This is a genomic window from Pseudomonas sp. B21-032, from assembly GCF_024748965.1.
Lineage (GTDB): Bacteria > Pseudomonadota > Gammaproteobacteria > Pseudomonadales > Pseudomonadaceae > Aquipseudomonas.
Window position 1 is genome coordinate 3,982,718 of the sequence record NZ_CP087180.1, and the last position, 17,959, is coordinate 4,000,676.

The following is a 17,959-nucleotide window of genomic DNA, read 5'->3' on the forward strand; positions in this document are numbered from 1 at the left end:
GTGACTCGGTCCGATTCACCCCTTGAAGGCAATTTCGCGACGTTGCTCGCCCTCTACCAGCTCAAAGCGATAGTGGCGTCCGGCCTGTTTCTCGAATGCACGGACCTTGCCCGGCAACACATGGTGCTTGGTCGCCGGGGCGCAGTCCTTGTTGCCGGCGGCGCAATCATTGAAATGATCGAGGACGATGGTGGTGTTGCCCTTGTTGGGAATCAGAAAGCGCCCGGCCTCATGCTCGACTTCGACCTGGTAGCGGCTGGCCTGGGGCCGCACGAACAGGATCGAGCCGTAGCCGGCCAAAATGTTGACCCCGACCTTGAGGGCGTTTTCATAGCGCTCGGCTTCATCTTCGGTCACGGCAAAACCGTCGTTGACCTCAGGCAGCACCGGGATGAAACGCAGCCTGAAATAGCGCTCGTGTTCACGCTCGCCGCGATACAGCAGGCGCACCGCCTGCATGCCATTGGCGGGGATGATCAACCGCGCCGGGCTCACCACCAGGCCACGCTGCAACGCCTCGCGGCCGTCCATCTCGACCTCGTGCGCATCTCCCTGCTGGTCATAAATCAGCTCGACGACGCTGACCTTGACGAAGGCGGTGGTATCGCCAGCATTGCGCACCCGCTTGAGCAGCGTGCTCTTGTCGCCATCCAGGTAATCGTAGAACGTACCGATGTTGAGTTCGGGCCCTGCAAAGGTGGTTGTGCTCATCAGCAACAGCAGGGGTACTACTGCCAGTATTCCCTTCATAACTTTAGCTCCCAGCAAACTGGCTAATTAATATCATTCTCGGGCACTCAACCTAGGTGAGCAACCCACACGACCCGTAGGAAACTTCCTTAACCGGTAGGGAAATTTCCATTGGATACGCCAGCGGCGGCCTAAAGCGCAGCATCCACCACCAGCGTCACATTCCCTTGAAAGGTATCGCCCGGGTAAACCAGCATCGACGCGGTATCGGCCTGGTTCACTTCGAACAGCAGCCGCGCCTGGCGGTCGATCGTGGCCTCTACGGTGTCGATGGTCAGCGCGGCCGGCGCGCCGACCGGCAACACCAGGTTGTCCACCGGCGCCCCCAGGTGCCTCATGCTGGCCGGCAGGGTCAGGGCGACTTTCAACGGAACCTGATGACCGCCGCGCCCGCGAATGCCACAGCGTCCGCCCATGTCGTATTCGCAGCGGGTGTGCACGCGGATCGCATTGTTGGTCCAGATTTGGAACGGCAGGACCCGATACAGGCGCTGGGGCGGTGCGCCACGATTGATCCAGCCCGTCCAGCCACCGGGTGGTTCAAGCACCGCGCGGTCGGAACCCGCTGGAAACTCGATTTTCAAAGGATGTTTTACGGTGAATGCAAAATTGAGGGTCAGCACGTTGGTGCTTACACTGGTAAAACGATTACCCAGATCGAAATCCGCCCCATTGCCACCGACGCTCAATTGCAACTGTGCCCGGTAGACACCGTTCTTTAGCGTAAGGGGTGACGGCAGTTGCAGCTCAAAACCCAGACCCTGAACTGTGCTGTCGACATTTACCACGGTGCCGGGACTGCCGCTTCGGGCATTCATATAGCAGCCTCCAGGCACGTGCGCCATGAGCCGACCCAGGTACTGGCTAGCGACTCGATCTTCAATCTGAGCCACATTTTCGCACGCGCCGCTGGAAGGCCCTCCGATCAAAACCGTAAGACCCGGCGTGATTCTCAGACCGATATGCGTCGGTCGAAACGGGGTCGAGAAAGTGTCTCCGTGTTCATTGACCAGGCTCAGAGTCCTGGCCGGCGGTAGATTGATGTAATAGTTGTCGCGCGTGCTTGGCGCCCGGTGGATGAATGCAGTAGAGAAGCTTAACGGCACATTTACCGTGTATCGATACTGACTCCCGGCGCAAGACACTAGCCCCGAACAGAAAGCCGGCCGCGGCGAGGTAACTATAAACTCTCTTTGCGTGCTACCTGCATGACTGGGTACGTACTCGGCAGTGAAGTCCACCACGCTTGCCTGTACAGCATCTGTGAATGTCCCCAAACACAAAGTTACTACTGCCGCAAAAAGTGTCCTGAACGGCGCACCCCGAGGTTTTTCCAGCCATCGCATCACGCATCCTCCTTCATGTGTTTCAACTCGGCCCGGGCCACATTGGCTCCGGCGCAGGTCAGATCGCCGACCAGCAGGACGTCGTTCTCACGGGTGTACTTACCTTGATCGAAACTGACCAGGCACAAGGCTTCGGCGCCCCGGCGAATTTCCAGGGTGGGTGTCGACTCGCTCATTTCGATAGCGAAGAAACCATCCGCTTCACTGACACTGCGGCTGGCGTGGTTGATCACCATCGCGCCCCTGAGCGGCTGGCCTTTTGCATCGACCAGTCGACCAATCACCGTGAGGGTCTGCATCACGCGGATCTGGTGATAGTCGACCCCGCCGCGGTTGAGGTGGTACTCCACCGTCGCGGGCTGGATGACAGCGGCATGGGCGTCCGTGCCTTCGAAATCGAAGTGCACCTGGCCGGCCTTGTAGGCACTGACCGGAATCACATTACGCCCCGGGCGCAGCAAGGCGCTGTGGCCGTGATGGTCATCGGCGCGCATGCGCACCCCTTGCAGGTCGGAATCGACATCGACGATCAGCCCTGCCTCCTGGGGCTGGTATTGCCCGGACATCGCCACTTGGCCGGCACCAATCGCCAGCACGCTGTCGAGGTTCAAGCCGGCGGTCAGCTCGCCGTTGTAGGAGGAGCGCTGGGCATAGGCATCGCCATGCAGCAACGGGCTCTCGAACAGGGCACTGCCGCCAAAGCCGGTGCCATAACGGTCCAGCGAAACCGTGCCGGCCAGGCTCTGCAGTGCGCCGTAGTCGACATCTTGCTGATAGGTCAGCGAAGCGTTCTGATCGCGCCCGCCGTCGCGGGACGTGCGGCTGCCCAGGGTTGCCGAAATCCTGCGGCCCGGCCCGCCGAGGCTCATGCTCATGCTCAAGGTGACGCCGCGGTTGCGGGCGTCGCCGGAGCTGCTGCTGCCGGGCCGGTCAAACAGCGACAGACGCCAGTTGGTATCGGAGTTCAGCAACTTGCCGAAGTATCCCCAACCGACATCGAAGCCCATGCCATCAGCCCCTGTACCGCTGCTGTGCGACACCCGTAATGTTGCGGTACTTTGCCGGTCGACCCGGTGGTTGAGCGACAACGCACTCTGACGCACCTCGCGAACGTCGAACGGGCGATAGGCGGCGGGCTGTTGATCGTCGAAGCGCCGGCTGTCCAGCCAGGAGCGGCTCTGACTGAACACCAGCGAGCCCGAGGCATAGTTATAGATGCCTTGCAGGTCGTAGCCGTTGCCGTGGTCTTCGGTGTGGAAAACACTGCCATACAGTTTGAGCGGATCGAGTACATCCCAGTCCAGCGAACCGCCGTACTGCATGAGTTCGTCGATGCGCTGGGCCGACAGCCCGAGGACCGCCCGCGGGTGCACCAAGTAATTGCTGAACACACCGGCAGTCAGGCTGTTGTCATACTCTTTGTCCCAATTGCTCCACAGGCTGCTCTGTTGCCCGACATACACGTTGTAGCGCCAGGGGGACTCGGCGTTGCTCCAGTTGCTCGGTTTGTAGATGAAGGCCTCGCTGCGCGAAGTTTCCTGGTTGTCTTCAATCAGGCGGATCTCAACCTCATAGATGCCGCCGGGCAGCACCCGGGTGTCCAGCGCCTGCAGGCCAGCCTGCACTGCCTGGCTGTTGATCAGCACGCCGTCACGGTAGATTTCGGCGACGCCGGCGCGGTTTGGCGTGACATAGACCGGGGTGGTGCTGGCCTGACCGTTGTTGACTGCCAGGCTGTCGCTGCTGCCAAGCATCAGGCCACGGGTGGTGTCGGGCAGGTTGCCAAGCAAGCGCGGCTGGCGGGTAAGGCCTTGGGCGCCCGGGGTGAAATATCCCAGGCGAAAGAAATGCTGGTCGTGCAAACGTTCGGCGTAGAGCTGGTCCACGCGGTGCCGGGTTTGCTCGGCATAGTCGCTGTTGCGGTCGAGCCGCGCCTCGCCAACGGTGGTCCAGTTGCCGAAGCTGCCCTGCCCCTGCACGGCATAACGGCCGGTGGTTTCCAGGTCGCCGCCGACCAGGTTCAACTGGTTGCGCAGCAGCAAACCGTGGCTGCCACGTTCGGGCAATTGATGATAAAGCGACGGCTGATCGCTGCGTTCCGCTGCCGAGGTCAGGATCGACAGCTGCGAATTGACCAGGCTGTAGTGCAAGGCCACCAGCCCCAGCGGGCAACTGGACAGGCAGTTGCCCAGCAACCTCGGCTCCTGCAACTGTTCGCGCCAGCGTGAACGCTCACTGTCAGCGGCCTGGCTGTCGAAGGTGTCGGTAAAGTCGAGCAGGTGCACGCGCTCATCGCGCGAGAGCACCACCAGCGCATCGCCCAGGTAGCGACCATCGAGGTCGACGCGGACCGCCAGGGGCACATCAAAGAAGTGCTCGCTGAATTCTTGCGGCAAGCCTTGCGCCTGACTCAGCACCCCCAAGGGTCCGGGCTGCACCTGGGCATTGGCCCAGGCACAGGCTGAACCCGAGAGCACAAGACACCCCAGGGCCAGTCGGATGGATGCAGCGAGAGACAGATAGTTAGCCATGTCCATTTTTTCACAGGCAATACTCACCCCGCACCCGCTCAAGCGAGCGAGTAACAGGGTGAATAGATGGGGATGGAAAAGCGCTTGGCGGGCGAATTACGGCGTGACAGTCTCGAACAGCATGCTGACGATGCCCTGGTAGTTGCCTGGCACGTAGCCGCCAGCACCCGCCGACTGGGCGGCAATGCCGAAAGCGACCCGGGCGCCTGCCGCTGCTGCGGCTGCCGGCACCACCGGAACCGAAGTGGTGGTCAGGCCGGTACCGTTGACCGCCACGTCAAGGCCGATGCTGTTGGCGCCGCTATTGATCACGGCGGGGCTGAGCAGACGGGCAGAAATCGCCCCAGTGGTGCTCTTGACCTGCAGTTGCTTGCTGATCGGCTCAAGCGATTCGCGGATGGTGTTCCAGGCCATGTTCTGCGGTTCGTTCATCCAGTTGCCGCCCACCGGCTCGACATAGAAGTTCTCGGTCGGGATGGTGGCCGTTACCGTAACTTGTTTCTCCAGGGGCTCGGCGGCGAATACATTACCAACAGCCAGCAAGGCGAGAGGCAGGGCCAGAAATGTGCGCTTCATAAAGTGATCTCCTCGAATAGACCTGTGAAATCGTCACAGGTGACGTGCCAGCGGCGATTGCCGCACCGCGCAAGGCGGTTGGCGAGGAGGATTATTTGGCAAATATCCGACGCAAAAAGTCGGATCACTCCCAGCAAGATTGGGAAATTTCCCAAAGAAAGTCAGCGTTCAATCGCCCATAAAAAAACGCCCCGTCAGGGGCGTTTTCTGTGTATCAAGCGACCACGCGGATCAATGCACCGGCAGCTCGACACCTTCAAACAGCTCTTCAAGCTCCTGCTTGTTGTGGCAGGCGATCGCCTTGGCCATCACTTCGCGGGTCAGGTGTGGGGCGAACTTCTCGATGAAGTCGCACATGAAACCGCGCAGGAAAGTGCCACGACGGAAACCGATCTTGGTCACGCTGGACTCGAACAGCTCGCTGGCATCAAGCACCACCAGGTCGTTGTCGAGCTTGGTGTCGACCGCCATCTTGGCGACGATACCGACGCCCAGGCCCAGGCGCACGTAAGTCTTGATCACGTCGGCGTCAGCGGCGGTGAACACCACTTTCGGGGTCAGGCCGCGATGGCTGAAGGCTTCATCGAGCTTGGAGCGGCCGGTGAAACCAAACACGTAGGTAACGATCGGGTATTCGGCCAGGGCTTCGAGGGTGAGCTTTGGCAGTTTGGTCAGCGGGTGGCCCTGAGGCACCACCACGCAGCGATTCCAGCGATAGCAGGGCATCATCACCAGGTCGCCGAACAGCTCCAGGGCTTCAGTGGCGATGGCGAAATCGACGGTGCCGTCGGCGGCCATTTCGGCAATCTGCATCGGCGAGCCCTGATGCATGTGCAGGGCCACTTCCGGGTACTGTTTGATGAAGCTGCTGATCACCGGCGGCAGGGCATAACGCGCCTGGGTGTGAGTGGTGGCGATCGACAGGGTGCCCTTCTTCTCGTTGGAGAACTCCTGGGCAATCTGCTTGATGCTTTCGACCTTGCGCAGGATCTCGCCGGCGGTGGTGATGATGCGCTCACCGGCCGGGGTCACGCGGGTCAGGTGCTTGCCGCTGCGGGCGAACACTTCGACGCCGAGTTCGTCTTCGAGCAGGCGGATCTGCTTACTGATGCCCGGCTGGGAGGTATACAGGCTCTGCGCTGTCGCGGAGACGTTGAGGTCGTGGTGCGCCACTTCCCAGATGTAGCGCAATTGTTGAAGCTTCATAGGTATCCCTCAAATCAGCTGGGCGTCACCGGCAGCAGCGACGATTTATAACTATATTAGTGGTTTGAAGAATAAATCTAGAACTATTTTAGCAGTCTTCAAGGAACCCACCTACGTCACCCAGTTAAGACTTCCTACGACCGAGATGTTGCGCGAGCGGCACCATGTACACCGGCACGGGCGACAGCTGCAGCAAGCGCACGGCGGTGCGGCCAATCGGAATGTCGACGCCGGCGCCCTGGCTGTGGCTGCCGAAGATCAGCAGGTCGACACTCAGGCGCTGGGCCTGCTCGAGAATCACCTGCGCCGGGTCGCCCTGGCGCACGCGTACGGCCTTGATCAGGGCCAGGTCAGCCTCCTCGCCTAATTCGTCACGAAAGTTTTCCAGGACCCGCTGCTCGATGTTGGCCATCACCGTGGTGACGCCTTCGCTGTGCAGTTCATCGAGGGTCTGCTCGTCCAGGTAGCTTTGCAGCAGCGACTCGGCGAACTGGCCCATGGGCTCGACTGCATGAATGACGTAGAGCTCTGCGTTGAAGGTCCGCGCCAGCGCCAGCGCGTGTTGCATGACAAAAGGCGCGTACACACCGAGGTCAGTGGCATACAGCATGGAACGGATCATTCGACCTCCTCGACTGCCACGACGGCAGAGCAAGCTTCAGCTTAGCAGCGCCAAGATCGGCCGCAGGGCCGTCCGGCGCCGAGGTTTGCCAGTCAGCCCAGGGTCGGTTCGTTGCTGATCCCATGGGGCACATGGCCAGTGGCGACGACGCTGCGGGCCCGTTCGCAATGGCCGGCCTGATCGTCGAAGAACACATCGGCGGCGAAGGCTTCGAGGAACGCCGATTTGTCCAGGCCGCCAAGAAACAGCGACTCGTCCAGGCGGATATCCCACTCACGCAAGGTGCGGATCACCCGCTCATGGGCCGGTGCCGAACGGGCGGTGACCAGCGCCGTGCGGATCGGGCAGGCGCCTTGCGGGAACTCCTTTTGCAAAAGGTTCAGCGCCGCCAGGAACGGCTTGAACGGCCCGCCACGCAACGGCTCACGCGCCGATTGACGCTCGCTGGCCTGAAAGGCTTCGAGGCCGCCGAGCTGGTAGACCCGCTCGGACTCATCGGAGAACAGCACCGCGTCGCCGTCAAAAGCGATGCGCAGCTCGTCACTGGCCGCACGCTGGGCGCCACCGGAGAGAATAGTGGCGGCGGCAAAGCCAGCCTCCAGGGCGCTGCGTACGTCATCGGCATCGGTGGACAGGAACAGGTGACAACCAAACGCCGCCAGATACGGATAAGGACTACGACCGCCGACGAAGGCGGCGCGGTAAATACCCAGGCCGTGGTGCTCGATCGAATTGAACACCCGCAAGCCGGTGTCGGCGCTGTTGCGCGACACCAGCACCACCTCGACCCGCGCCTGGCCAAGATGGGCGTTCAGGCCCAGGAGCTTTTGCACCAGCGGGAAAGCGTCACCGGGTTCAAGCACTTCGTCTTCGTGTTCGATCTGGTACTGGCGATACGCCTCAACGCCCTCGGCCAGGTACAGCCGATGGCTCTCGCTGAGGTCGAACAGCGCCCGGGAGGAGATGGCGACGACCAGTTTGTCGCCGAGGTTCTTGCTCATGTGCTGCTCCTTTTGCGCTGTTCTAGCGGGCCTCATCGCGGGTCAAGCTCGCTCCTGCAGGGGCGGTGCTGTTTGCCGGTCAATAAAAGCCAAGGCCTGATACAACACCTGCATCTTCGGCAACTCACAGCCCGCCGCCCGTGCCTGGGCCAACGGCTCGGCGTAGATCGCCGCCAGTTCCAGTGGCCGCTGCTGGGCGAAATCGTGGTACATGCTCGGCCAGTAGTCGGGCATCTTCTCGGTCACCGCAAACAGGTGTTCGGCATAGCCTTGCGACAGTTCATGGCCACAGGCACGGGCACCCTGCACTACTTCGGCCATCAGCGCCTGGATCAATGCGCGGCTGTCGGCATCGGCCATCAGCGGCGTGGTACTGGCCTTGAGCAGCACTGACAAACCATTGTAGGGCACATTCCACACCAGCTTCTGCCAGCGCGCCTGGGCCAGGTTGCTCATGGCCTGGGAATCGATGCCGGCGCCATGGAACAGCGCCGCCCCGGTCTCGACAATCTGCTGGCGGCTGTCATCATCGACCGCCGGGCCGCTGTGGTAGCCCAGGTTCACCGCGCCCAGCGACTGGTGGCGGATCACCCCCGGCGCTTCGCGGTTGACACAGATAAAGCACAAGCCGCCGAGCAGGTGCAGGTTGGCCGGCAGCAACGGTCGCAGCTGCTCTTCGACGCCCAGGCCGTTTTGCAGCAGCACCACCTTGGCATCCGGCGCCGCCGCTTTGCCAATCAACGGCGCCAGTTCAGCGTTGCTGGTGGTCTTGGCGCCCACCAGCAGCCAGTCGCAGGGCGGCATGTCGGCGGCATCGGCGTAGGCCGAAACCTTCATCTGCACGATGCCATGCACGGCGCTGTCGAGGCGCAAACCGTTGAGCTGAACGGCGTCGAACTCGCTGCGCAAGAGAAAGTGCACCTCGAACCCGGCACGCGCCAGCATCAGGCCATAGAAGCCACCAATGGCACCGGTGCCGATTACGCCGATACGCGGGCTGTTCGTGTTCATCCTGCTCTCCTCAAGCGTTCATTTTCTGTTCACATTTTTTACACGCAAATCATACGTTTTACGAACCTTCACTATACTGAGGCGAACAAGGTCAAAAAATCGACACGGAGTCGAGCATGCGTGGTTTCTTGCTGCACCCGGACGATGTTCCGGTGGAGCTGACCCTGCGTCAGTCGCCCAAACTGTTCCGCCAACGGCTGCACACTATCAGCCTGGGCGGAATCGCCTGCAACCACCCTCGGGCCTACCGACGCGGCATGGCGGTGGAAATGCTCATCCCCTCCCTCGGCGCCGAGGCGCGCTACCCAGGTTACGTGGCCTGGTGCCAGAAGCACCAGGACGGCTACCGGGTGGGTATTGCCTTTATCGACGAACAGGCGCTGTTTGGCGCACGCATGGGCGAACAGGTGTGCCAGATCCAGCACTTCTGTCAGGCCCGGGAACACGCCGCCAACCCCGATACCGATGTCGAAGCCCTCGCCCAGCAGTGGGTCAGCCTGCACGCCGGCGAGTTCTCCGAGGCCAGCCTTGAGGCAAGCCATACCCGGGAAATCCTCCTTCCGGGGTAAAAACCCCGTGGCTGTGGGCTTTTCCTTGCAGGAAAGCCGCCCTTGCCCATTGTCGAGCCACGGTGTAACGCGCTAAGGTTCGGCTCCCCGCTGCGTACAATTTTCGCTGCTCCGCCGCACGGGGATCGCTGGCGGCCGGCACCCGTGACCTGACGAGTAACACGATGGCTGATTTACCGATCGATGACCTAAACGTTGCCTCCAACGAGACCTTGATCACCCCCGATCAGCTCAAGAAGGAAATCCCCCTCAGCGCTACCGCCCTGCAGACCGTGACTGCCGGCCGCGAAGTGGTGCGCAATATCCTCGACGGCAAGGACCACCGCCTGTTCGTGGTGATCGGCCCCTGCTCGATCCACGACATCAAGGCTGCCCACGAATACGCCGAGCGCCTCAAGGTGCTGGCGGCAGAGGTGTCCGACACCCTGTACCTGGTCATGCGTGTGTATTTCGAAAAACCGCGCACCACCGTCGGTTGGAAAGGCCTGATCAACGACCCGTACCTGGACGACTCGTTCAAGATCCAGGACGGCCTGCACATTGGCCGCCAGCTGCTGCTGGACCTGGCGGAAATGGGCCTGCCGACCGCCACCGAAGCCCTCGACCCGATCTCGCCGCAGTACCTGCAGGACCTGATCAGCTGGTCGGCCATCGGCGCGCGCACCACCGAATCCCAGACCCACCGCGAAATGGCCTCGGGCCTGTCCTCGGCGGTCGGCTTCAAGAACGGCACCGACGGCGGCCTGACCGTTGCCATCAACGCCCTGCAGTCGGTGTCGAGCCCGCACCGCTTCCTTGGTATCAACCAGGAAGGCGGCGTGTCCATCGTCACCACCAAGGGCAACGCCTACGGCCACGTGGTGCTGCGTGGCGGCAACGGCAAGCCCAACTATGACTCGGTCAGCGTCGCCCTGTGCGAACAGGCCCTGGCCAAGGCCAGGATCAAGCCGAACATCATGGTCGACTGCAGCCACGCCAACTCCAACAAGGACCCGGCCCTGCAGCCGCTGGTGATGGAGAACGTCGCCAACCAGATCCTCGAAGGCAACCGGTCAATCATCGGCCTGATGGTCGAGAGCCACCTGAACTGGGGCTGCCAGGCAATCCCGAAAGACCTCAACGACCTGCAGTACGGTGTCTCGATCACCGACGCCTGCATCGACTGGGCGTCCACCGAGAAAACCCTGCGCAGCATGCACGCCAAGCTCAAGGACGTGTTGCCCAAACGCCAGCGCGGCTGACAGGCAGATACAAAAACGCCGGGCAATTGCCCGGCGTTTTTGTTGGTGCGTTGAACAGCAGCGCAAAGGGCTGCCCTTCGTGATCTTCAGGCCTTGTTGGTGGCGTGCTTTTGCTGACGTTCCATGTAGCGCTCAACATAGGAGCACGACGGAATCACGGTATAGCCCATGTCTTCGGCGTACTTGAGCGCCTGCTCGGTGAGCGCCGCAGCAATACCCCGGCCACGCAACGCGTTGGGCACGAACGTGCGGTAGATATCCAGGGTCTGCTTACCCAGGTCCATGTAGGTCAGGTAAGCACGATGACCGTCCACATTGGTCTCGAACTGATGACCAGCCTGGTCATGGTGGATGGACAACGCCTCGCTCATCACTACTCCTCGCGGGTCTTGTGCTATGACCCTACCTTACCGATGTTTGTCCGGCGAAGGAACCTCTACGCCACCCCGTGCCCCATTGGACAACGAGAAGAGCATGGCTGTTCTCTGGCAAATGAGCACGTACAAATAGTAGGCGCCCGATGCCCGGATGCTCAAGGTGGCTGGTCGCAAATTTCACCCACTTGTGGCAAGCGGACACGGCGGCGAGCATCGGCCTGAACAGTTGCCGGATGTTGTAGTGCTATGACGAAGGATGACACTTTAAGTCACTTTTAGTTCAACAAATTACACACTTGCTACACTTGTTAGCACCCGCGCATGCGGCGCCTTCACAGTTTTTCTACATAAGGCTGTGGCGGACCCGGGACAGGCGCATTTTTTTGCAGTTCTTGCGCTCTGTCAGTTTACTTACTACAAGTAATGGGTACTATGTACGCCGGCCAGTTTCTCTTTCTTGAGAGATGGCTATTTAATAGAAAGTCCTTGAAGGGGAACACGATGAACAACGTTCTGAAATTTTCTGCTCTGGCTCTGGCCGCAGTCCTGGCTACCGGTTGCAGCAGCGTATCCAAAGAAACCGAAGCTCGTCTGACCGCTACCGAAGACGCAGCTGCTCGTGCACAAGCTCGTGCCGATGAAGCCTATCGCAAAGCTGACGACGCTCTGGCTGCTGCTCAAAAAGCACAACAGACCGCTGACGAAGCTAACGAGCGCGCTCTGCGTATGCTGGACAAAGCCAGCCGCAAGTAATAGTCCTTCGGGATTGTTATTGGAAGCCGACCCACTTGTGGGTCGGCTTTTTTATTGCCGCCGTGAAAGTGCAACAGCAGAAACGACGAGGCCTGCACGATGGCAGGCCTCAGGTACAGCAGGAATGGCTTACTGCATGTCGTAAGGCACGCTGGACACCATCGGCGCCGGGTTGCCAGCGCCATTGGGCACGGCGATCTCCACCGGCATGCCGTCTTCGGCGGCGACCACATCACGAACCATGTCCCAGTTCATGCGCAGGTTGTTGGCCAGGTCTTCGCGCTTGAGCAGGGCGTTGATGACCGCGGTGTGCTTGTCGACCACCGACGGATCGCCCTTGTCGTCCAGCGGCGTGTGCGCCTCGAGATAGACCTTGCCGGCACTGATACCGAACTTGTACGGCTCGTTGATGATGCGCACCGGCACACCGACCGGGGCCATCTTGGCCAGTTCCAGCACGTTGTTGTTGAACATGCGGAAGCAGCCGTGGCTGGTGCGCATGCCGATGCCGAACTTCTTGTTCGAACCGTGGATCAGATAGCCCGGCACGCCGAGGGTGAACTTGAACGGCCCCAGCGGGTTGTCCGGACCTGCCGGTACCACGGACGGGAGGATGTCGCCGTCTTCGGCGTGCTCCTTGCGGATCGAGGCAGGCGGCGTCCAGGTCGGGTTCGGGGTCTTGGCGGTGACCCTGGTGTTGGCAATCGGCGAACCCCAGCCTTCACGGCCGATGCCCAGCGGGTAGGTGTGCACCACGTTCTGCCCTTTCGGGTAGTAGTACATGCGGTACTCGGCAAGGTTGATGACGATGCCTTCGCGCGGGCCCGGCGGCAGGATGAAACGGGTCGGCAGGATGATCTCGGTGCCGGCGCCCGGCAGCCACGGGTCGACGCCGGGGTTGGCGGCGATCATTTCCAGGTAGCCAAGGTCGTTGGCGGTGCCGATGTCGGCAAAGGTGTCTTCGTACTTGGCCTTGATCACCTGGACCTGGCCGATGACGTCTTCACCGGGAGGCGGCAGGGGGAACTCCAGCGCAGCAGCGGGACCTGCCGCCAGCAGGGCGGCCAGGGACAGGCAACGGGTGACGGCGGGAAAGCGCGGCAACATCCGGGAAATCCTTCGCTAATTCAATTGAGTCAAGCAATCGATTGTACACCGCCCCCCGCGGAACAGGGAGATGTCCCGGGCGCAGTTGGCGGTGCAGGGGATGAAAGGTTATATCAGCGCGTTACAGCTCGGGCCACACTGGCCGCGTGCCACGGCGCTGGGCATCGAGAATTGCCCGGCACAGCGAGCACAGGCGGCGGTCACGGTAGATGCTGCGCTCGGCCTGCGACCAGCGCGGTTGCGCCGGCAACAGGGTGCCGCAGAGGGTGCGGTCGGCCGAGCCACCGAGCTCGAGCTGGCGGGCTACCAGGTGGACGCGGATCTCCTGGCAGGCGAACAGGTCAAGCTGTTCGTCAGGCTCGATCAATTGATAGGCATACAGGGACCAGGCGGGACGCGGCATCGGGGGCTCCAAATCGGGGGCGCAACATTAGCCGAAAGCCGGTCACTATAAAAGCGTCAAAGCAGCGGTTTTAGTTGCGGCCAGGCATTTTCCAGCAACCTGGCCTGGGCGCCCTGCGCCGGATGGATGCCATCGCCCTGCATCAGCTCGGGTACACCGCCCACCCCTTCGAGGAAAAACGGCACCAGCGGCACCTGTTTTTCCGTCGCCAGGTTTTCATACACCTGGGCAAAAGCCTCGTTGTAACGCTTGCCATAGTTGGGCGGCAGGCGCATGCCCAGCAACAGCACCTTGGCGCCGGCAGCCCGCGAGCGGTCGATCATCGAGGCAAGATTTTGTTGCAATTGCGTTGGCAGCTGCCCGCGCAGGCCATCGTTGCCGCCCAATTCGAGCACCACCAGCTCCGGCTTGTGCTCTGCAAGCAGCGCCGGCAGCCGCGCCTGGCCGCCGGCACTGGTGTCGCCGCTGATCGAGGCATTGATCACCTTGGCGTCGAAACCCTCGCTCTTCAGGCGTTTTTCCAGCAAGGCAACCCACCCCTCGCGGGTATCCAGGCCGAAAGCGGCACTGATACTATCGCCGACAATCAGCACGGTCCCCGCGGCTGCGCCCTGGGCCAGGCACATCAAGGCCAGGCCAGCACTCAATAACCACACTCGCATCGGATTCTCCATGGGCCCCAGCATTCTCAGTGCGCGCAACCTTAGCAAAGTGGTCCCCAGCGCGGAAGGCGACCTGACCATCCTGCACGAACTCTCGATGGAATTGAAACAAGGCGACAGCCTGGCCATCGTCGGCGCCTCGGGCTCGGGCAAATCGACCCTGCTCGGCCTGCTGGCCGGCCTCGACCTGCCTAGCGCAGGCTCCGTGACCCTGGCCGGCCACGACCTCGGGCCGCTGGATGAAGACCAGCGCGCACGGGTGCGGGCCGAGCATGTCGGCTTCGTGTTCCAGTCGTTCCAGTTGCTCGACAGCCTCAACGCCCTGGAAAACGTCATGCTGCCGCTGGAGTTGGACGGTCGCCGCGATGCCCGCGAGCACGCCCGCAGCCTGCTCGAACGGGTGGGCCTGGGCCAGCGCCTGAGCCACTCGCCGCGCCAGTTGTCCGGTGGCGAGCAACAACGGGTGGCCATCGCCCGCGCCTTTGCCGCCGAGCCTGCGGTGCTGTTTGCCGACGAGCCGACCGGCAACCTCGACAGCCACACCGGCGAGCGCATCAGCGACCTGTTGTTCGAACTGAACAAGGAGCGCGGCACCACCCTGGTACTGGTCACCCATGACGAACGCCTGGCCCAGCGCTGCCGTCGCCTGATCCGCCTGGACGCCGGCCACCTGGTCGCGCCGCTGGAGCCCTGATGAAACGCCTGCCGTTGTTCCCCCTGGCCCTGCGCCAGTTGCTGCGCGACGCCCGCGCCGGCGAGTTGCGCGTGCTGTTCTTCGCCCTGCTGGTGGCGGTGGCGGCCAGTACCGCGATCGGCTACTTCGGCGCCCGCCTCAATGGCGCCATGCTGCTGCGCGCCACCGAATTCCTCGGCGCCGACCTGGTGCTGCAGGGCAGCTCGCCGGCCGCCCCCGAGCAGATCAGCCGCGGCACCACCCTGGGCCTGCAGCATGCCCAGGTGGTCGAGTTCTCCAGCGTGATCGCCACCGACAACGGCATCCAGCTGTCGAGCATCAAGGCGGCCAACGACCGTTATCCGCTGCGCGGTGAGCTGCGCAGCGCCGCCGAGCCCTATGCCAGCGAAACCACCGGTGGCGGCCCGGCACCGGGCGAGGCCTGGGTCGAGCCACGTCTGCTGGCAGCGCTGGAGCTGAAGATCGGCGACAGCATCGATGTCGGCATGAAAACCCTGCGCATGAGCCGGGTACTGACCTACGAGCCCGACCGCGCCGGCAACTTCTATAGCCTGACCCCACGGGTACTGATCAACCTTGCCGACCTTGAGGCCACCGGGGTGGTGCAACCGGGTAGCCGGGTCAGCTACCGCGAACTCTGGCGCGGCGAGCCCGAAGCCCTGGCCAGCTACCGTGACGCGGTGAGTAAAAACCTTGCCGCCAACCAGCGCCTACAGGATTCGCGCGATGGCAACCAGCAAATCGGCGGCGCCCTGGGCAAGGCCGAACGCTACCTGAACATGGCCAGCCTGGTGGCAGTGCTGCTCGCTGGTGTCGCCGTGGCCCTGTCGGCCAGCCGCTTCGCTACCCGCCGTTTCGATGCCAGCGCCCTGCTGCGCTGCCTGGGCCTGTCGCGGCGCCAGGCGCTGAGCCTGTTCTGCCTGCAACTGGCGATTCTTGGCAGCATCGCTGCGCTGTGTGGCGCGGCGCTCGGCTGGCTGGCCCAACTGGGCCTGTTCCAGTTGCTGCAGGGGTTGATGCCGGCGCAGATCCCACCTGGCGGCATCGGCCCGGCCCTGGCCGGGATTGCCACCGGCCTGGTGGCCCTGGCCGGTTTCGCCCTGCCGCCGCTGGCCGCCCTGGGCCGGGTGCCGCCGCTGCGGGTATTGCGCCGCGACCTGCTGCCGGTACCGGCCAGCAGCTGGCTGGTGTATGGCGCCGCACTGTTCGCCCTTGGGCTGATCATGTGGCGGCTGAGCCTCGACCTGCTGTTGACCTTCGCCCTGCTCGGCGGTGGCCTGGTGGCCGCCTTGCTGCTGGGCGGCCTGCTGTTGCTCGGCCTGCGCAGCCTGCGCCGCCTGCTCGCCGGCAGCCCGCTGGCCTGGCGCCTGGGCCTTGGCCAGTTGCTGCGCCATCCGCTGGCGGCGGCCGGGCAATCGCTGGCCTTCGGCCTGATCCTGCTGGCCATGGCGCTGATTGCCCTGCTGCGCGCCGAGCTGCTCGACACCTGGCAGAACCAGCTACCCAAGGACGCCCCCAACTACTTCGCCCTGAACATCCTGCCCGACGACAAGAACAGCTTTGCCCAGCGCCTGAGCGAATTTTCCGCCGAAGCCGCGCCGCTGTACCCGGTCATCCCCGGACGCCTGACCGCAATCAACGGTGAGCCGGTGCAACAGATCGTCAGCAAGGAATCCACCGGCGACCGCGCGGTGCAGCGCGACCTGAGCCTGACCTGGGCTGCCGACCTGCCCCAGGGCAACACCCTGAGCGAAGGCCAGTGGTGGCAGGCCCAACCGCCGGCCGACGCCCTGCCCGGCGTCTCGGTGGAAGCCGAACTGGCCCTGAGCCTCAAGCTCAAACTCGGTGACCAGCTGACCTTCAGCATCGGCGGCCTGCAACGTCAGGTGCAGGTGAGCAGCCTGCGCACGGTCAACTGGGACAGCTTCCAGCCCAACTTCTACATGATCTTCCAGCCTCAGACCCTGCAGGACCTGCCGACCACCTACCTGACCAGCTTCTACCTGGCCCCCGGGCATGACCAGCAGGTGGTGGCGCTGTCGCGGGCGTTCCCGGCGGTGACCATCCTTCAGGTCGATGCGTTGCTGGAACAACTGCGCAGCATCCTCGCCCAGGTCACCCTGGCGGTGGAGTACGTGCTGTTGTTCGTGCTGGCGGCGGGCCTGGCGGTGCTGTTCGCCGGTCTGCAGGCGACCCTCGACGAGCGTATTCGCCAGGGCGCCCTGCTGCGCGCCCTGGGCGCCGGGCGCGGTTTGCTGGTCAAGGCCCGACGCATCGAGTTTGGCTTGCTCGGGGCGGCCAGCGGCCTGCTGGCGGCGATTGGCTGCGAGCTGATCACCCTGGTGCTGTACCGCTACGCCTTCGACCTGCACTGGAGCCCGCACCCATGGCTGCTGTTGCTGCCGGTCCTCGGCGCCCTGCTGGTAGGCGGTGCCGGGGTCTACGGCACGCGCCGGGCGCTCAATGCCAGCCCGCTGGCGGTACTGCGCGAGGGCTGATCAGGGTTTGACGTAGTCGATGGCGTTAACCCACCAGCACATCTCGCCGGAAGGGGTCTGGACGATGACTTCATCGCCGACCTCTTTTTTCAGCAAGGCGCGGGCCATGGGCGAGTCGATCGAGATGTAGTCCATGCGCCCGTAGATCTCGTCGTAGCCAACGATGCGAAAGCGCTTGCTCTCGCCCTCCTCGTTCTCGATTTCGACCCAGGCGCCGAAAAACACCCGGCCTTCCTGCTCTGGCGAATAGTCGACCACGCGCATGTCTTCCAGGCGTTTGCGCAGGTAGCGCACGCGGCGGTCGATCTCGCGCAAGAGCTTCTTGTTGTACTGGTAATCGGCGTTCTCGCTGCGATCGCCCAGCGACGCTGCCCAGGTGACTTTCTGGGTGACATCGGGGCGCTTGACCCGCCACAGATGGTCCAGCTCCTGTTTGAGCGCTTCGTGACCTTCCTTCGTGATGATTTGCGTACTCAACAAAAATTCTCGCTTCCAGGCTGACTGAGTGGCTTGCAGGGCCTGATCATCAACCCTGTCGAAGCACGGCGCAACTGCACGTGACTTGTGCCTGTCGGTTCCAGTCCCAAGAGTGAAACCGCAGACAACCACAAC

The 17,959-nt window shown here is 62.7% G+C and carries 18 protein-coding genes; 5 read left to right on the forward strand and 13 right to left on the reverse strand.

What is annotated here, in order from left to right:
• Positions 1-15 precede the first annotated feature (15 nt).
• From LOY54_RS18295 to LOY54_RS18330, 8 genes are all read right to left on the reverse strand, one after another.
• On the reverse strand, positions 16-750 hold the full coding sequence (locus tag LOY54_RS18295; RefSeq protein WP_258607504.1) for a molecular chaperone: 735 nt from the start codon (positions 748-750) through the stop codon (positions 16-18).
• A gap of 131 nt (positions 751-881) precedes the next feature.
• The gene (locus LOY54_RS18300; RefSeq protein WP_258607506.1) at positions 882-1,568 is read right to left on the reverse strand and encodes a hypothetical protein; all 687 of its coding nucleotides are present in this window, start codon (positions 1,566-1,568) and stop codon (positions 882-884) included.
• A gap of 527 nt (positions 1,569-2,095) precedes the next feature.
• Entirely contained in the window at positions 2,096-4,627 is a 2,532-nt protein-coding gene (locus tag LOY54_RS18305) for a CS1-pili formation C-terminal domain-containing protein (RefSeq protein ID WP_258607508.1), read from the reverse strand.
• 96 nt (positions 4,628-4,723) lie between these two features.
• On the reverse strand, positions 4,724-5,203 hold the full coding sequence (locus LOY54_RS18310) for a fimbrial protein (RefSeq protein ID WP_258607510.1): 480 nt from the start codon (positions 5,201-5,203) through the stop codon (positions 4,724-4,726).
• Between the two features lie 231 nt (positions 5,204-5,434).
• Positions 5,435-6,409: an HTH-type transcriptional regulator CysB gene (gene cysB, locus LOY54_RS18315; protein ID WP_010222540.1), complete on the reverse strand. Its 975-nt coding sequence runs from the start codon at positions 6,407-6,409 to the stop codon at positions 5,435-5,437.
• A gap of 124 nt (positions 6,410-6,533) precedes the next feature.
• Positions 6,534-7,031, reverse strand: coding sequence for a universal stress protein (locus LOY54_RS18320; protein WP_045194744.1), 498 nt, complete (start codon positions 7,029-7,031; stop codon positions 6,534-6,536).
• A gap of 92 nt (positions 7,032-7,123) precedes the next feature.
• Positions 7,124-8,032 carry a 5'-nucleotidase gene (locus LOY54_RS18325; RefSeq protein ID WP_045194745.1) on the reverse strand — a complete coding sequence of 303 codons (909 nt, stop codon included), beginning with the start codon at positions 8,030-8,032 and terminating at the stop codon, positions 7,124-7,126.
• Between the two features lie 42 nt (positions 8,033-8,074).
• Positions 8,075-9,043: a putative 2-dehydropantoate 2-reductase gene (locus tag LOY54_RS18330; protein WP_258607511.1), complete on the reverse strand. Its 969-nt coding sequence runs from the start codon at positions 9,041-9,043 to the stop codon at positions 8,075-8,077.
• A gap of 116 nt (positions 9,044-9,159) precedes the next feature.
• Between LOY54_RS18330 and LOY54_RS18335 the strand changes: the two genes are divergently transcribed.
• Together LOY54_RS18335 and LOY54_RS18340 are read left to right on the forward strand one after the other, a co-directional pair.
• Positions 9,160-9,612 carry a PilZ domain-containing protein gene (locus tag LOY54_RS18335; RefSeq protein WP_045194748.1) on the forward strand — a complete coding sequence of 151 codons (453 nt, stop codon included), beginning with the start codon at positions 9,160-9,162 and terminating at the stop codon, positions 9,610-9,612.
• 164 nt (positions 9,613-9,776) lie between these two features.
• Entirely contained in the window at positions 9,777-10,853 is a 1,077-nt protein-coding gene (locus tag LOY54_RS18340) for a 3-deoxy-7-phosphoheptulonate synthase (RefSeq protein WP_258607512.1), read from the forward strand.
• A gap of 86 nt (positions 10,854-10,939) precedes the next feature.
• On the opposite strand, the gene LOY54_RS18345 is transcribed toward LOY54_RS18340, so the two are convergent.
• Complete coding sequence (locus LOY54_RS18345; RefSeq protein WP_010222546.1) at positions 10,940-11,224, reverse strand: GNAT family N-acetyltransferase; 285 nt, start codon at positions 11,222-11,224, stop codon at positions 10,940-10,942.
• 507 nt (positions 11,225-11,731) lie between these two features.
• Here LOY54_RS18345 and oprI point away from each other — a divergent pair.
• Entirely contained in the window at positions 11,732-11,983 is a 252-nt protein-coding gene (gene oprI, locus LOY54_RS18350) for an outer membrane lipoprotei OprI (RefSeq protein WP_003259780.1), read from the forward strand.
• 129 nt (positions 11,984-12,112) lie between these two features.
• On the opposite strand, the gene LOY54_RS18355 is transcribed toward oprI, so the two are convergent.
• The 3 genes from LOY54_RS18355 to LOY54_RS18365 all read right to left on the reverse strand — a co-directional run bounded on the left by LOY54_RS18355 (position 12,113) and on the right by LOY54_RS18365 (position 14,155).
• Positions 12,113-13,090, reverse strand: coding sequence for a L,D-transpeptidase family protein (locus tag LOY54_RS18355; protein ID WP_093380972.1), 978 nt, complete (start codon positions 13,088-13,090; stop codon positions 12,113-12,115).
• 121 nt (positions 13,091-13,211) lie between these two features.
• On the reverse strand, positions 13,212-13,493 hold the full coding sequence (locus tag LOY54_RS18360) for a hypothetical protein (RefSeq protein ID WP_010222548.1): 282 nt from the start codon (positions 13,491-13,493) through the stop codon (positions 13,212-13,214).
• 56 nt (positions 13,494-13,549) lie between these two features.
• Positions 13,550-14,155 carry an arylesterase gene (locus LOY54_RS18365; protein ID WP_176794241.1) on the reverse strand — a complete coding sequence of 202 codons (606 nt, stop codon included), beginning with the start codon at positions 14,153-14,155 and terminating at the stop codon, positions 13,550-13,552.
• Positions 14,156-14,165: 10 nt separating this feature from the next.
• Here LOY54_RS18365 and LOY54_RS18370 point away from each other — a divergent pair, with 10 nt between their 5' ends.
• Both LOY54_RS18370 and LOY54_RS18375 read left to right on the forward strand, forming a co-directional pair.
• On the forward strand, positions 14,166-14,849 hold the full coding sequence (locus tag LOY54_RS18370) for an ABC transporter ATP-binding protein (protein WP_258607513.1): 684 nt from the start codon (positions 14,166-14,168) through the stop codon (positions 14,847-14,849).
• Positions 14,849-17,347, forward strand: a complete 2,499-nt coding sequence (locus LOY54_RS18375) for an ABC transporter permease (protein WP_258607514.1) — start codon at positions 14,849-14,851, stop codon at positions 17,345-17,347. The genes LOY54_RS18370 and LOY54_RS18375 overlap by 1 nt, the downstream gene beginning before the upstream one ends.
• On the opposite strand, the gene greB is transcribed toward LOY54_RS18375, so the two are convergent.
• Complete coding sequence (gene greB, locus LOY54_RS18380) at positions 17,348-17,824, reverse strand: transcription elongation factor GreB (protein WP_258607515.1); 477 nt, start codon at positions 17,822-17,824, stop codon at positions 17,348-17,350.
• Positions 17,825-17,959: the final 135 nt, after the last annotated feature.

Excerpts from the sequence above, each read along its gene's own strand:
- LOY54_RS18295 (WP_258607504.1), bottom strand. The coding sequence starts at position 750 with ATGAAGGGAATACTGGCAGTAGTACCCCTGCTGTTGCTGATGAGCACA.
- LOY54_RS18300 (WP_258607506.1), bottom strand. The coding sequence starts at position 1,568 with ATGAATGCCCGAAGCGGCAGTCCCGGCACCGTGGTAAATGTCGACAGC.
- LOY54_RS18305 (WP_258607508.1), bottom strand. The coding sequence starts at position 4,627 with ATGGCTAACTATCTGTCTCTCGCTGCATCCATCCGACTGGCCCTGGGG.
- LOY54_RS18310 (WP_258607510.1), bottom strand. The coding sequence starts at position 5,203 with ATGAAGCGCACATTTCTGGCCCTGCCTCTCGCCTTGCTGGCTGTTGGT.
- cysB (WP_010222540.1), bottom strand. The coding sequence starts at position 6,409 with ATGAAGCTTCAACAATTGCGCTACATCTGGGAAGTGGCGCACCACGAC.
- LOY54_RS18320 (WP_045194744.1), bottom strand. The coding sequence starts at position 7,031 with ATGATCCGTTCCATGCTGTATGCCACTGACCTCGGTGTGTACGCGCCT.
- LOY54_RS18325 (WP_045194745.1), bottom strand. The coding sequence starts at position 8,032 with ATGAGCAAGAACCTCGGCGACAAACTGGTCGTCGCCATCTCCTCCCGG.
- LOY54_RS18330 (WP_258607511.1), bottom strand. The coding sequence starts at position 9,043 with ATGAACACGAACAGCCCGCGTATCGGCGTAATCGGCACCGGTGCCATT.
- LOY54_RS18335 (WP_045194748.1), top strand. The coding sequence starts at position 9,160 with ATGCGTGGTTTCTTGCTGCACCCGGACGATGTTCCGGTGGAGCTGACC.
- LOY54_RS18340 (WP_258607512.1), top strand. The coding sequence starts at position 9,777 with ATGGCTGATTTACCGATCGATGACCTAAACGTTGCCTCCAACGAGACC.
- LOY54_RS18345 (WP_010222546.1), bottom strand. The coding sequence starts at position 11,224 with ATGAGCGAGGCGTTGTCCATCCACCATGACCAGGCTGGTCATCAGTTC.
- oprI (WP_003259780.1), top strand. The coding sequence starts at position 11,732 with ATGAACAACGTTCTGAAATTTTCTGCTCTGGCTCTGGCCGCAGTCCTG.
- LOY54_RS18355 (WP_093380972.1), bottom strand. The coding sequence starts at position 13,090 with ATGTTGCCGCGCTTTCCCGCCGTCACCCGTTGCCTGTCCCTGGCCGCC.
- LOY54_RS18360 (WP_010222548.1), bottom strand. The coding sequence starts at position 13,493 with ATGCCGCGTCCCGCCTGGTCCCTGTATGCCTATCAATTGATCGAGCCT.
- LOY54_RS18365 (WP_176794241.1), bottom strand. The coding sequence starts at position 14,155 with ATGCGAGTGTGGTTATTGAGTGCTGGCCTGGCCTTGATGTGCCTGGCC.
- LOY54_RS18370 (WP_258607513.1), top strand. The coding sequence starts at position 14,166 with ATGGGCCCCAGCATTCTCAGTGCGCGCAACCTTAGCAAAGTGGTCCCC.
- LOY54_RS18375 (WP_258607514.1), top strand. The coding sequence starts at position 14,849 with ATGAAACGCCTGCCGTTGTTCCCCCTGGCCCTGCGCCAGTTGCTGCGC.